A 14,714-nucleotide genomic window follows, 5' to 3' on the forward strand; every position below is an offset into this window, starting at 1 on the left:
TTAAAGAGTAATAGTTAAATGTTAATCAATGCCTTTATGTATGGATTAACTATTCACTTTTACTTTAACCGGGAATTTTTTCCCAGCGTAAAGGAATATAACCTCCCCTTTATTAATTTTTAAAATTTTAGCATGCGCGACTTCATCTCCTTCTCGCACAATTTTATCCCCAATTAATGCTAACGGTTCTTTAGGACACCAAACGATACCGGTTACCTGTCTTTCAATTTCTTCTGGAAGAGTAGCGGGTTCTAAATCAGTTCCTTTAACCCCTCCTTTAACCCCGCTAGACGACGGAGTTCCGGATTCTTCGATAAATTTCCATGGCATCAGCATCGGGTCATCTTTTCCTTTACTATCATAAATATGCTTCTTCTGAAAGGTAACCGTACTCTTTTCAGTAGCGCTGGCAATTATCTCGAGTGGTGACGGCTCTTTTGCCGTCGTATCCTTACTACTTGCAGACTTATCTGCCGAAAAACTAAAACTCACAACGGATATGCTAAAAAAACATATAAGAATAGAACTAACGAGGAGTTTTTTCATAATTTAATCTTCTATCCTCCTTGATTGAACATATAGGTACTGATTTTCATTGTTGCTTCGTGTAAATGAGTTTCATCATTAGTCGCTTTAATATCCACATCATCGACGCGCATAAATCGTTCGTTATTTTCCATTTTATTAATAAACTGACCAAGGGGATGGTATTTCGCTTTCACGGTAACATTAAATGGTATCTGAATGAAATATTCACTGGTTACCGACGCTAATTGGGTGATAGCAACGAATTTTGTTCCGCTTTCATCAGCTGCTTGTCGGAAAAAGGTCAACAGTTTGGGAATATCTTTCGTTTCCGGTAATCGCTGTTCAAACAAATTGATTTTTGAAGTTAACTCCGCTATTTTCATCTGGGTTTCTGTTCCTTCAACAATTTCTTTGTATTTTTCGTACACTTTTTTCAGCGCTTTATCATCCGGCGGACCGTTAATTTCTCGTTCTAATTGCGCTATTCGTTTCGTATTCACACTCCAAACAAAAGTATAAAACAAATAGCCAATTAATGCCATGAAAATAATTGCGACTAAAATCCATTTTTTTTCATCAGCCGTTAATGGTGTCATAGTCTTTCCCTCAATCAATGTGTATTATGGTTAACCTAAATAACTTGCATTTTTAAAATAAATTTTGCTAAGAGATATCCGCCTTTCTTTTCGGTATTAGCTGAAATAAACTCGATTTCACCGAAATTAGGACTATTATCTTCTTTATAATAAAACGAACTTCGACTCTTATCCTGTAATGCGGTGATAAAATCGCCGATCAGTTTGATTCGTTCTTCACCGGAACGGCAGGCGGTCATTCCTTCAAGATTAAGGATTATATTGCCAGTTTCATCGGTAGTTAAATAGATATGTTCAAGTTTAACATTGGTGGGGATTAAATCCGATAGTTCATTCAATTTCTTAGACCAATATAACCGTTGCATACCGGCTAAATCATCAATCGCTTTTTCTTTCCGCTGGAGTTGCTCGATTAACGCAGCGATTTCTTTTACTTTCGGTTCCAGTTCTTTTATTTGCCGTTCTAGTTCCGCTTTCTGATTCTCTAACTTCGTAACCCTAACTTTAGAATACAGATAAAAAGGAAGGATAATAATGATCGTAACCAGTGCAGCAAGTAAAAAAATTAGCGGAACGCGATTGACCTTTTTTGCTTTAACGGTAACGGGAAGTAAGTTGATTTTTATCATAGGTTTTTCTTACCCTCTCTTGCTTCCTAGAATAGTTCAAAAATTAGCTACTCTGCCGAATAGCTAATCCAACACCGACGGCTAAACTCGGAGCTAATGCATTTAATTCATTATTCCCTATAGCCACTTTAGTTGTATTAATTTTCGCTAACGGATTGAATATTTCTGTTGGAAGCCCTAATCGGTCTTGAATAAACGAATCGATATTTTTTAATTTCGCGCTTCCACCACTTAATACAATCCGATTAACCGGTTTACCATAGGGCTGGTGCTCAAAAAATTGTAATGTTCGCCGAATTTCCGTCACCAAGTTCTGTAAGGGAACCCGAATGATATCGGAAATTTGTCGAACACGTTGGTCTGCGCTTAAACTTTCACCAGTGATCTTTTCTACGGTTTCCCGAATCGCTACCTTAATATCACTCGATTCTTCTTTCCCTTCACTTGCCGCTGCCGGTAAAATGACTCCTTCTTCTTTTTTAATTTTTTCCGCATCCGCGAAACTTATACCCATTTTGCTAGCCAATTGTTGGGTTATATTATTCCCCGCTTGGGAAATATCACGCGCAAATACCGAAATATTATTCTGGGCAATAATAATATTTGTACTTTGTGCGCCGATATTGACCAGTGCGATTACTTCATCCTGTTTAGCGTCATAGTTCGCTTCAAAACAATTAAATACCGCAAACGCATCAACATCAATAACCGCCGTGTTCAATCCTATTGATTGCAAGAGATTAATCCGTTCATTGACAAAATCTTTCCGCGCGGCTACTAACAGAACATCAATTTTCTTACTTCCTTCCTTTTGTGAAACACCGAGTTTATGATAATCGAGATTAATATCATCAAGTCGATAAGGAATATGTTCTTCTATCTGCCAGCGGATGGCATTATCTAATTCGGTATCCGTCATTTCCGGAAACGAAATATAGCGGACGATAACTGCTTCCCCAGAAATGGAAGTAATGACATCTTTCAACCGAGAACCGGAGTTGAGAATAGCTGTTCGAATAGTATTAGCGAGACCAATTGAAGTAGTATCCGTTTTCGCTTGAGAAACTTCAACCGGAACATCTGCTACACCAACATGTTCGAGAATATATCCTTGTTTGGTAGATTTAATTTGAATAGCTTTCACCAGACTGCTTCCTATATCTAAGGCGAGAAGTGATTTAGTTTTTGATAATAGTGCCACGATATATCATCCTTTCAAATTTAAGATAGATTTTTGGCACCGAAAAGAAGCGCAAAAATATAATGTTGAATTTAATAAGCTGGATACAGTATAAACGCTAAACGATATTTTTGTCAAGTCTTTTTTACACAATTCAGCATTTTTTTACATTTTTTATCGCATACTATTTTTGGTTATCTTGACAATGCTTCGGATTTAATGGTATAAAATTTACTTTGAATTGATTGGCAGAACTAATGTTCTTCTACCAATTATTAACATCCTAGCAACAAAAATACCAGGAAAAGAGATGGGAGAAAAAATATATCTAGAGCATAGGGTATCCCTCAATATATCAAGCTTCTATTAATTACTGATTTCAGCTAGCATTGAGGGTAACTAGCGTTACTCCTAACCAAAAATTCATACCAACTCTGCAACTGTAATAACGATTTTGTACTTGCTGGATGTAATATAATTTTTCTAACTAGCGCAATTTGGAGGTTTTTATTCAATATGTTAAAAACAATGCGAAAAAAAGAAAATGTGAAACGGATTATGTGGGCGACTGTGATATTGATTGTACCTGCGTTTGTGCTTTTCTATGGATGGAGTTCGCTTACCGGTCGGCATGAAGTAACGTTGCCGTATGCAGCAAAAGTTGATGGTGTTGAAATCTCACTTGACGAGTTTCAGCAACGATATGCAGATACGCTTAAAGAGTTCCAATCCCATTATAAACAAGAATTTACCGAAGAGATGATTAAACAAATCCAATTACCCGAAAAAGTGCTTGACCAACTCATTGACGATTATGTGACTTTGCGGGAAGCGAAACGTATGGGAATTAAAGTTGACGATACTGAATTAATGATGTTCATCACTAGCAATCAAGCATTCGCTCCTGGCGGTCGGTTTGACCGGCAACTGTATTATGAATGGTTAAACCAACGGGGGAAAACCCCGGCGATGTTCGAAGCGGAACTGCGTCGTGAAATTATTCACCGGAAATTGTTATTTCTGATTCAAGATTTTGTTAAAGTTTCAGATGCTGAGGTGCGCGATGCATTCCGTAAACAGTATGAACAGATTCGGGTCGCATTTTTACATTTTACTCCAGCCGAATTTATGCGACCGGAAACCATAACAGAATCAGCGATGTCAACATATTACGACCAGCATAAAGTTGAGTTTACTATTCCGCCGCAATATCGCGCAATTTATCTCACCATATCACCTGAAGAACTCGCCAAAACCATACAGGTTCCTGACACTGAAATCCAGCAATATTATGAATTGCATCAAAGCGAGTATGCTATTCCGGAGCAGGTACGTGCGCGGCATATTATTATTGCAGTCTCAGAAAATGCTACGCCACAGCAGAATCAACAAGCCCAAATGAAAATTAATCAAGCGTTAACTCGGGTTCGTGCAGGAGAAGATTTTGCGAAAGTTGCTCAGGAGATGTCTGAAGATGGCACAGCAAAAAACGGTGGTGACCTGGGTTTCTTCAGTCGGGGCGAAATGGACGCTACGTTTGAACAAGTAGCTTTTTCTACACCGGTCGGAAAAGTAAGCGAGATTTTTCGGACGAGATTTGGCTATCATATTGTTAAGGTTGAAGCGAAAAAGGAGGGTCGCATTAAACCATTATCCGAAGTCAAACCTGAAATTAGCAAGAAGATAGCGGAATTAACCGCTGAAATTAAAATCCAAGAAATAGCTGATGAAATATTACGGGAAAGTATCCAAACTCCGAATTTAGTTGAGTTAAGTACTAAGTATAAATACCCGATTAAGGATACCGGATTTTATTCAACGAACGATATTCCGGGATTAGGCAATAATCCAGAATTTTTCAAAGCAGTAGAGAAGCTAACGGTAAACGGAATAACTGGTCCTGTGAAAGTAGATAAATCGCTGGTGATAATCCAATTGAAAGAAAAAAAAGAAGCGCGAATTCCCGCATATTCTGAAGTGAAAGATAAGATTCGAATGCAACTAGCGTTTTCTAACGCAGCACAAGCTGCTGGTTTGAAAGCAAAAGAAGCAAGTGAACTAGTGCAACAAGGGCTGGATTTGTCTGCGGTTGCAAAACAGCTTGGAGTTTCGTTAAAAGTTTCACAACCGTTTACCTTTTTTGATTATATAAAAAATGAAAATGCTTGTCGCGAATTTGCAGCAACGGCGTTTCTTTTACCACCGGGAAAAACTAGCGGGTTGATCGAAGACGTTGAACCCAATACAGGTTCAATACGCGGATATTATATTTTGAAAGTATTAGATAAATCCGGAATTGATGAAGCTCAATACCTAGCGGAAAAAGACCAGGTTACAAAAGCGTTGCTACAAATGCGACAAAAACAAGCGTATCAAGATTGGATTAATACAATCAGAAAACGCGCAAAAATTCAACGGAACGAAAAACTGCTCCAATCTTATTATGGATAGATACTCTAGCGCCAAAAATTTCCTTGTTGTACTAGCGCGTTTAATTGTCTAAACAAGCTAAAACTAAAACAAATATTGATAATAGAAATAAGCGTAGAAAGACAAAGGGGAACCCTGCCGCTATTCCGATAATTTCGGTATCTACATTCTGTATAAAACTACTCAAGGGAATCGGTACAAATCAGCGGTCGTAGTTCTATTTTTTCTTTAGCGACGGCAACTAAATGCGCTATCGCTTCTTCTCCAATATTATTCAGCGGAAATCCGTTGTCTTTTAGATAGGTTGGAACGAACTTCTCGTGTGTTTCTTTGGAAACACCTTGAAATTTCTTCCAGTTAATATAAAACACTTTCCGGTCGTATTTATTAGCTTTTCGTGCAGTATATACTGCCCCGCCTTCCTCTTCCGATTCGATGACAATCACCGCTTTACTTAACGCAGCAATAATCCGATCGCGCATTAATAAATATTTCGATTCAACAGTGGTTTCCGGTGGAAATTCGCTGAGGACTGCGCCGGAGCGCGTTATCCGTTCAGCTAATTCGATATTTTCTGGCGGATATATTCGAAACAATCCTGACCCGGGACAAGCGATCGTTCTGCCTCCGGCAGATAATGCGCCAAGATGCCCAGCAGTATCAATCCCGAGCGCTAATCCGCTAACGATCGTTACCCCTTGTTGCACTAATTTCCCAGCTAACTCATACGCAATCTGCTGACCGATTTCTGATGCGGCACGAGAACCAACTATCGCCAATGCAGTTTCATCTTCCGGCATGAAATTCCCAAGCATATAGAGCAGAAATGGCGCATCGGGAATTAATTTTAATAAATTCGGATATCGAGAATCGTTGTTTGGAATAATCTGAATCCGGTTATTTTGTATGAATTCAATCTCCTGATAAAGTTCATCTATATGGTGACCGAATTTGTGGATTTCAGCTGCGATTTCCGGGGTAATCCGTTTAACCTTAATTAATTCTGCTACAGAAGCTTCAAATATTGCGGGGTAGCTGCCGAATTTATGTAATAACGCTTTCACCGTCGCCTGTCCGATATTAGAAATTTTATTTAATGCATAGATATAAACCAATTCAGCCATATGTGAAAATTTCCCTATAAGGTTTTCAGGTTCCTACAATTTGCGGTATCACCAGGGTAACGCAAACCGGTTCTTTTGTCGAGCATTTATTTATCCAGAGGTTAATATAATCCAACCAGTACTATGAAAGAAACATCGATAGGAAGATTTAAAAGTTAATCTACAGAGCTAAAGCACTCGACTATTTTTCGGTTAATATATCAAGTAATTCAAATCCGTTTTCGACATATATTTTAGTCGATGCAGCATTAAATTCATCAAACGCTTGCGCTGTAGCAGTCGGTATCTCCGGTGAAGTATAGAGAACAAACGGGACCGGCTCTTCGCTATGGGTCTGGATACATATCGGAGTTGCGTGGTCAGGGAGCACTAATAGTCGAAATTCCGGGAATTGATATGCGAAATCAAGCATCGGACCAACAATCCGTTCATCGAAATCTTCAATCGCTTTAATTTTCAAGTCCGACCGACCTTGATGGCCGCATTCATCTGGCGCTTCAATATGCACGAGCACGAAATCTGATCGTTCTAAAATTTTCCGCGCAGCTTCCACTTTACCCGCGTAATTTGTATCCAAATATCCGGTTGCACCGGGAATATCCGGTGCAACTAATCCCGCATATTTACCCAATCCCTTAATCAAATCTACTGCGGTTATCACTCCGCCAGTAAGCTGATATTTTTCTTGGAATGTTGGCAGTTGTGGTGGTTTCCCTTGTCCCCAGAGCCATATTGTCGTTGCTGGGTTTTTGCCCGCGTTTATACGCGCTCGATTCACCGGATGATTCGCTAGTATCGGTTCTGATTTTTGCATTAAATCACGGATTAGTTCTGAATTTTGTCCATTGGGTAAAAATCCAGCTATCGGTTGGTTTGTAATATCATGTGGAGGTGTGCAGTTAAGTTTAGTAAACTCACCGGTTATGATGGTTAAATGTCGATAACTTACCCCGGAATAAAATTGTATTTCCGAAGAATTAAGTTTTTGAGCTAGCGAATCGATTAACGATTTCGCTTCTTCGGTTGAAATATGTCCAGAACTATAATCAACCATTACCCCGTTCTGAATAGTAACCAAATTGCAGCGGAACGCGGTTTGATTCGGGTGAATCTGGATATTCCGACTCGCTGCTTCTAACGGCGCACGACCGGTGTAATACTTTCTCGGGTCATACCCGAGAATAGATAAATTAGCGATATCGCTTCCTGGCGGAGTTCCGTCCGGAATCGTTTTCACTAATCCGACGAGACCATGTTGTGCAAGAAAATCCAGATGCGGTTTTTTCGCCACCTGTAACGGTGTTTTCCCACCCAATGATTCTAATGGGCGGTCGGCCATGCCATCACCAACAAGAACAATATATTTCATAAAATAATGTGGAATGCGACAGCTTGCTTTCGCTTTGTTTTTCAGGAAGCTTGCTTCCTATTGTTTACCCAAGCAAGCTTGGGTATTCTAAAGCGGGAACAATCTCCCGCATTCCAAAATTACAATTTTAAAAACTTCGATATCTCATCCAGGTCTGCCGGTAATGTGGTAAATGGTTTACTCACCGCAATTGCGCGGTCCGGGTCTTTCAATCCATGTCCGGTTAGAATACATACGATGGTTGCATCATCAGGTATTTGATTTCGTTCACACGCTTTAATCAATCCGGCAACTGACGCTGCGGATGCTGGTTCTGCAAAAACACCTTCTAAACTCGCTAAAAGCTGATACGCATGTAAAATTTCATCATCGGTGATTTTATCGATTGTACCGTTCGATTCCTGCGCCGCTGCAACCGCTTGTTTCCAACTCGCTGGATTGCCAATCCGAATCGCAGTCGCTATCGTTTCCGGTTTCTCAATAATTCGGTTCTCAACGATTGGCGCAGCTCCTGCAGCTTGCCATCCGAACATTTTCGGTAATGATTTGATTTTCCCCGCGTGATAATAATCTTTATATCCTTTCCAGTATGCAGTGATATTTCCCGCATTACCGACAGGAATAAAATGATAATCTGGCGCTCGACCGAGTACATCACAGATTTCATACGCACCGGATTTCTGTCCTTCGATTCGGTATGGATTGAGTGAATTGACCAGCGTTATCGGATATTTATCGGTAATCTCACGAACGATTTTTAATGCGGCATCAAAACTGCCGGAAATCGCAAGTACTTTTGCACCGTGCATCATCGCTTGCGCAAGTTTACCCGCTGCAATTTTCCCTTCCGGAATAACTACTATACAATCCATACCAGCTCGCGCAGCATACGCTGCGGCAGATGCTGACGTATTCCCAGTAGATGCGCACATTACTGCTTTCGACCCTTCTTCCGCAGCTTTCGAAATCGCCATAGTCATTCCCCGGTCTTTAAACGACCCGGTCGGATTTAATCCTTCATATTTGAAATATACCCTAATCTTTTTCCCCAGATGTCTCGGCAGATTAACCGCCGGAATTAACGGGGTATTCCCTTCCAACATGGTGACAATCGGGGTTTTATCGCTTACCGGTAGAAACTCACGATATTGATTAATCACACCTTGCCAACTCATCTGAAATTCTCCTTTATATATTAACATTCGATAGAAGTAAATTCGAGTTTCGAATGTAGGTTGAAGTAGTCACTGATGGATTAAATAGAATAACCTGAATTAGGGTTATCTCGCAACAATAAGGGTATGGAAAATATAGATAAATTAAATACTACTCGACTCTCATGAATCATACCTCTAAAACAAAAAACAAACTCACCAATGGTAAGTTTGTTCGATAACCCTATAGGTATCAATAATGTATCAATTGGTTTTCTTATTGAACTTTGAATTGCTCACCTTTCCCCAATTTTAATCTTCAACGCGAATTAAAATCGATTTTCTTTTGATAACCGGCAATTTATCTATTTCAACCAGCGCTTGTTGAATTGATGCTTCCATCGCTTCGTGGGTCATCATGACGATAGGAACAACATCTTTCGCTTTCCGCCCTTTTTGAATCACTGCAGATATGCTAATCTTATATCGCGAGAGAATACCAGATATCGCAGCTAACACTCCCGGTTGGTCAAGTGCAGAAAATCGTAAATAATATTTGCTGGTTAATCTTGGTATCGGTTTAATCGGGATATGCTTTTTTCCGATCGGCAACGAAAAGTTCATTGTTGACGGAATATTACATTTCTCATTAACCCTACTGCATAAAATTTGCTTGCTCAAAGTAATAACATCGCTTATCACCGCACTCGCGGTTGGCATCATTCCCGCACCACGCCCGTAAAATAACGTTGTACCAACCGTATCACCTTCAACCAGTATCGCATTATACACACCATTAACTGAAGTTAACAGATTATCTTTCGGGAGCATCGTTGGATGCACTCGCACTTCAATTCCCTGTTCCGTTCGTTTCCCTATTGCAAGCAGTTTAATTACATAGCCGAATTCACGCGCATACTGGATATCTGAAGCGGTAATCTCAGTTATCCCTTCAACCAGAACTTCTTTTAATTCAATTGGAGTCTGGAACGCTAACGACGCGAGAATAACCAATTTATGCGCCGCATCCATTCCAGAAACGTCAAGGGTCGGGTCAGCTTCTGCAAATCCTAGTTGCTGCGCATCTTTTAATACCGTCTGATAATCCGCTCCTTCCTGTGCCATTCGGGTTAAAATATAATTGGTTGTTCCGTTAAGAATCCCGAAAACGGAATTGATTCGGTTCGCCGCTAGCCCAACATTAATTGCATTGATTATCGGAATTCCGCCACCAACACTCCCTTCAAAATAGACACTTTTATTTACTTTCGCTGCGGTCGAAAATATTTCTTTTCCATGTTCCGCGAGTAACGCTTTATTTGCAGTAACCACATGTTTTTTATTTTGTAATGCGGTAAGAATATATTCTAATGCCGGATGTATCCCGCCAATCAATTCGATGATTATATCTACTTCCGGGTCGGTTAAAACCTGATTCGCATCGTTTGTTAACAGCTTTTTACTCATCTTAACTGCCCGCGCTCGAGTTAAATCGATATCACAAACCCATTTTAAATTTAACTCTGTACCGATTACCTGCGCTAACTGTTCCTTTTTCTCTTGTAAAACTTTAACTACGCCAGTTCCAATAGTACCAAAACCCAGCAATCCAACATTAACCTGTTTCATACCGTATCCTTTCCATTCATAGTATTTCAGTAATACTTAAGGCCCGTATATCTTTAAAATCGAACTAACTTCCGAAACGCTTTATATCGTTCAGTTAATTCCGATTGGGTGAGTCGTATCAATCTGCCCAAACTAAAATCTTCAACGTTGAATGAGGCTAACGTGCTGCCGATAATCACTGCTTTCCGGAGATTTTTTTCGGATAAATCTTTCGTCGCAGCTAGATATCCAATAAATCCACCAGCAAACGTATCCCCAGCTCCGGTGGGGTCATAAATTGTTTCTAATGGGTATGCCGGTGCAGCAAATGTGGTTGAATCAGTAATCATCAACGAACCATGTTCACCTTTTTTTATTATCACTACTTTCGGACCGGTAGCGATAACCTTTTTCGCCGCTTTAACTAAATTTGCTGTGCCGCATAGTTGCCGTGCTTCCGCATCATTTAACAGAACGATATCTACTGCTTTGAGAATTTTCCATACCGCATCATGTTTATTCATAATCCAATAGTTCATCGTATCCGCAACTACTAAATCTGGTTTTTCAACCTGGGTCAATACTTCCATTTGCAATTCCGGATCAATATTCGCGAGAAAAATATATTTCGTTTTCCGATACGATTTGGGTATATGCGGATGGAAACAGGAAAAAACATTCAATTCGGTGCAGAGACTATGCGCTTGATTCATATCAAGCTCATAGTATCCCGACCAGTAGAACGTTTTCCCTTTTCGCACCTGCAATCCTTCCAAATCAATACTGCGACTTTTTAATAGTTCAATATGCTCTTGCGGAAAATCTTCACCAATAACACCGACCAGTTTCACCGGTCCATAAAAACTTGCAGCATACGACGCATAAACCGCTGAACCACCCAGAACATTATTCGCTTCTCCCAGTGGGGTTTTTACACTATCGAGCGCTACTGAACCGACGATTAATACACTCATCGTAACCTTTCTCCATTATTTTCAATAGAAACAGGGGCTGAACAGTTCAACCTCCTGTCTTTGTTAACCATTTTCACTAAGCATGCTCATACCAGTCGCCTTTTTTAGGTATCATCAATGGTACCGAGTGATTCACCTACTTCAGCAATATCACCTTCTTCAACTAAAATTTCTAATAATACGCCAGTCGCTGGCGCCGGAATATTGAACACAGCTTTATCGGTACTGATTTCAACTAAATCATCACCTTCATTCACTCTATCACCGACTTTATAATGCCAATAGGTTACGGTGACATATTCAATATCGTCACTTAATTCTGGCAATGAGATATCGACTGCCATGACTTTTCCCTCCTTATAAAAATGGTTAATGAATACATTAGATATTATTTTCGTTCATGGGTTGAATCTGGCGAACTACTTGTTCCGCATGGTACGAACTACGGGTAAACGGACTACTTACAACCCAATCAAACCCTATGTTCAACCCGAGTAAGCGCAATTCTTCAAATTCTGCTGGGGTATAATACTTTTCAACCGGAAGATGACGCACTGAAGGTTGTAAATATTGTCCGATAGTAAGTATATTACATTTTACACTAACAAGCGTTTCGAATAAAGAGATAATTTCATTTTTCTCCTCTCCAAGCCCAACCATAATTCCGGATTTCGTAACGAGGTTCGGATGGTGTCGTTTTGCGAAATCGAGTAGTTGGATTGACCGACGGTAATCTGCTTGTGGTCGAACTCGCGGATATAATCGTTCAACTGTTTCTAAATTATGATTGAATACATTCGGGGCGGCTGTCAATACCTGTTCAATTGCGGATTCTTTCCCTAGAAAATCCGGTACCAGAACTTCTATGGTAACCTGCGGTGCTCGGCGACGAATAGCGGTGATGGTGGCAACAAACTGTTCCGCACCACCGTCTGGTAAATCATCTCGTGTTACCGAGGTTAACACCGCATGCTTGATACCTAATCGCACGATCGCTTCAGCGATTCGTTCAGGTTCAGTAGCGTCAACTGATTCAGGAATACCTTTATCAACCGCACAAAATGAACAATTCCGAGTACAGATATTTCCTAGAATGAGAAAGGTAGCGGTGCCTGCGGCGAAACATTCGTTAAGATTTGGACAATGGGCACTGCGACAAACGGTATTTAACTTCAAATCGGAAATAACCTGACGAACCGGTTGCGTTGCGTCAATTACCGGAACAGATTTTTTTAACCAACGTGGTAACATAAGCAATATATTGTTTCTCTGATTGCTTATTTTGTCAAGTAGATTTCAGTTAACTGGTTCATATCACTCTTGTCCGTATCCATATCTCTAGGATATAATTAGTATAATATATTCTTTCTACAAGGAACTAGAAATGCATCAGAAAATCAGCCGAAAACAATTTCTGAAAAAAGTTGCGGGATTGGGCGTATCCGCTGTCGGATTCGCTAACCTACCGATTTCGATTTTTGCAAAAGAACCCGCAAATTCAGCTTCGCGTTCAACCGGGGTATCGCGCGTGGTTATCGTTCAAGATGCAGCAGTGCAAATAGCTGACGGTGTCATTGAACAATCGGTTGTATCCCGAATGGTGGAACAAGGAATGATTAAATTAACCGGGAAAAAGACAGCTGCTGATGCCTGGAAAACCTTATTTAAACCGTCTGATGTTGTCGGCATAAAAGTGAATTGTATTGCCGGTAGAAATATGTCATCGCGACCAGAATTGGTTGCCGCAATTGTTACCGGTTTACAATCCGCTGGAGTGAAACCAGATAATATCATTATCTGGGAACGAACTACTAATGAATTGCGCGCCGTCGGATATACCATTAATAGAGAGGGACCAGGCGTAAAATGTTATGGTACGGACGGTGATTATGATGAACAAATAGCGCAGTTCGGTTCGTTCAGTGGGAAATTAAGTCGAATTTTAAGTCAGAAAATTACCGCGTTGATTAATGTTCCGATTTTAAAAGACCATGGAACCGCTGGGGTAACGATTGCAATGAAAAATCATTACGGGTCAATTCATAATCCGGGCGAATTTCATCGCAATAACTGCGACCCGTATTGTGCGGATTTGAATGCGGTCCCAGCAATAAAAAATAAAACTCGGTTAATTATTTGTGATGCAATACGCGCGTTATGCAACGGCGGTCCGGGCGACCGACCGAAATATCGGTTTCATTATAATGGGGTCTTAATTTCAACCGACCCTGTAGCGATAGATTATCAAGGATGGCAAATTATCGAAACGCAACGGAAAGAATTAGGGCTTCCGACGCTAACTGAACAAGGACGACCACCAAAATATATCGCTACTGCGCAGAAACTTGGGCTAGGAACGAATGACCCGGAAAAAATAGAGGTTATTTCTGTGTAAGTATTGGAAAACTTTCATCTATGTTCGATGGGGTAAAAGCAAATTTTAAAGAAACAAGTTATCTATGGTATATCGCTTGTTTGCGGATTGCAGTAGGATATTTTTTCTTTCAGGCAGGTTGGACGAAACTTACCGGAAGATTTATTAGTAATAATATGCTATTAACTACGTTGAATGAATGGGTTCAACATATACCTACCGCTTGGTATAAAAACTTCATGGTAAATTTCGTTATGCCTCATACGACTATATTTTCATATCTAGTAGTTTACGGTGAAATCTTTATCGGACTAGCGCTAATGTTCGGATTGATGACCCGATTGAGTGCAGCGGTTGCGTTCGTTATGAACCTGAACTATCATTTAGCTACCAGTTGGCAATCCGGCGCTGCCGGGATGATCAATAAGATTTTTATCATTTGCGAACTGGTTATTCTTATTTCAGCTGCAGGTCGAGTTTTCGGTCTCGACCGTATCCTGCATAAAAAATATCCACGAATCCCCGTTTGGTAGCCGTATTGTTCAGCTTGTATTGACGAAATAGATACGGTGTTGCTACGAACGAGATAATATCTCGTTCGTAGACACTTCGGGGAAACCCCTGTTCAGAATTTGTGTGGTAAAGTTGACACAAGGTTGATATTGATATATGCTTACTGAAGGGATATGGTTCATCTAACGTAAATAAAATCAAATAAATAAATAAATAATAAGGTTGAAACCGTTTT

The 14,714-nt window shown here is 40.1% G+C and carries 14 protein-coding genes; 3 read left to right on the forward strand and 11 right to left on the reverse strand.

Translation table 11 applies throughout. The annotated features are described in order from the left end of the window. Positions 1-45: 45 nt before the first annotated feature. The 4 genes from N3A72_06430 to N3A72_06445 are packed head-to-tail and all read right to left on the reverse strand — an operon-like array spanning position 46 to position 2,954. A complete protein-coding gene (locus N3A72_06430; GenBank protein ID MCX7919233.1) occupies positions 46-546 on the reverse strand; it encodes a hypothetical protein in 501 nt (166 codons plus the stop codon). Between the two features lie 11 nt (positions 547-557). Then, positions 558-1,124, reverse strand: coding sequence for a type 4a pilus biogenesis protein PilO (pilO, locus tag N3A72_06435; protein MCX7919234.1), 567 nt, complete (start codon positions 1,122-1,124; stop codon positions 558-560). Positions 1,125-1,159: 35 nt separating this feature from the next. Next, a complete protein-coding gene (locus N3A72_06440; GenBank protein ID MCX7919235.1) occupies positions 1,160-1,753 on the reverse strand; it encodes a hypothetical protein in 594 nt (197 codons plus the stop codon). Between the two features lie 43 nt (positions 1,754-1,796). Next, positions 1,797-2,954: a pilus assembly protein PilM gene (locus tag N3A72_06445; GenBank protein MCX7919236.1), complete on the reverse strand. Its 1,158-nt coding sequence runs from the start codon at positions 2,952-2,954 to the stop codon at positions 1,797-1,799. 495 nt (positions 2,955-3,449) lie between these two features. On the opposite strand from N3A72_06445, the gene N3A72_06450 reads away from it, so the two are divergent. Next, positions 3,450-5,384: a SurA N-terminal domain-containing protein gene (locus tag N3A72_06450; protein MCX7919237.1), complete on the forward strand. Its 1,935-nt coding sequence runs from the start codon at positions 3,450-3,452 to the stop codon at positions 5,382-5,384. Positions 5,385-5,542: 158 nt separating this feature from the next. Here the strand turns inward: N3A72_06450 and N3A72_06455 are convergent, their stop codons facing one another. From N3A72_06455 to lipA, 7 genes are all read right to left on the reverse strand, one after another. Next, positions 5,543-6,487, reverse strand: a complete 945-nt coding sequence (locus N3A72_06455; GenBank protein MCX7919238.1) for a DNA-processing protein DprA — start codon at positions 6,485-6,487, stop codon at positions 5,543-5,545. Positions 6,488-6,668: 181 nt separating this feature from the next. Next, positions 6,669-7,856 carry a cofactor-independent phosphoglycerate mutase gene (locus tag N3A72_06460; protein ID MCX7919239.1) on the reverse strand — a complete coding sequence of 396 codons (1,188 nt, stop codon included), beginning with the start codon at positions 7,854-7,856 and terminating at the stop codon, positions 6,669-6,671. A gap of 119 nt (positions 7,857-7,975) precedes the next feature. Next, positions 7,976-9,031 (reverse strand): threonine synthase, encoded by a 1,056-nt coding sequence (gene thrC / locus N3A72_06465; protein MCX7919240.1) that lies wholly within the window; start codon positions 9,029-9,031, stop codon positions 7,976-7,978. A gap of 291 nt (positions 9,032-9,322) precedes the next feature. Further along, positions 9,323-10,639 (reverse strand): homoserine dehydrogenase, encoded by a 1,317-nt coding sequence (locus N3A72_06470; protein MCX7919241.1) that lies wholly within the window; start codon positions 10,637-10,639, stop codon positions 9,323-9,325. Positions 10,640-10,692: 53 nt separating this feature from the next. Then, positions 10,693-11,592 (reverse strand): PfkB family carbohydrate kinase, encoded by a 900-nt coding sequence (locus N3A72_06475; protein ID MCX7919242.1) that lies wholly within the window; start codon positions 11,590-11,592, stop codon positions 10,693-10,695. A 104-nt stretch (positions 11,593-11,696) separates the two neighbouring features. Further along, positions 11,697-11,936, reverse strand: coding sequence for a hypothetical protein (locus N3A72_06480; protein ID MCX7919243.1), 240 nt, complete (start codon positions 11,934-11,936; stop codon positions 11,697-11,699). A 37-nt stretch (positions 11,937-11,973) separates the two neighbouring features. Further along, positions 11,974-12,873 (reverse strand): lipoyl synthase, encoded by a 900-nt coding sequence (gene lipA / locus N3A72_06485; protein MCX7919244.1) that lies wholly within the window; start codon positions 12,871-12,873, stop codon positions 11,974-11,976. Between the two features lie 103 nt (positions 12,874-12,976). Between lipA and N3A72_06490 the strand changes: the two genes are divergently transcribed. Both N3A72_06490 and N3A72_06495 read left to right on the forward strand, forming a co-directional pair. Next, positions 12,977-13,987 (forward strand): DUF362 domain-containing protein, encoded by a 1,011-nt coding sequence (locus N3A72_06490; GenBank protein MCX7919245.1) that lies wholly within the window; start codon positions 12,977-12,979, stop codon positions 13,985-13,987. Between the two features lie 20 nt (positions 13,988-14,007). Continuing rightward, positions 14,008-14,499, forward strand: a complete 492-nt coding sequence (locus N3A72_06495) for a DoxX family membrane protein (GenBank protein ID MCX7919246.1) — start codon at positions 14,008-14,010, stop codon at positions 14,497-14,499. The last annotated feature ends 215 nt before the right edge of the window (positions 14,500-14,714 follow it).

It is taken from the genome of bacterium (genome assembly GCA_026416715.1).
Lineage (GTDB): Bacteria > UBP4 > UBA4092 > JAOAEQ01 > JAOAEQ01 > JAOAEQ01.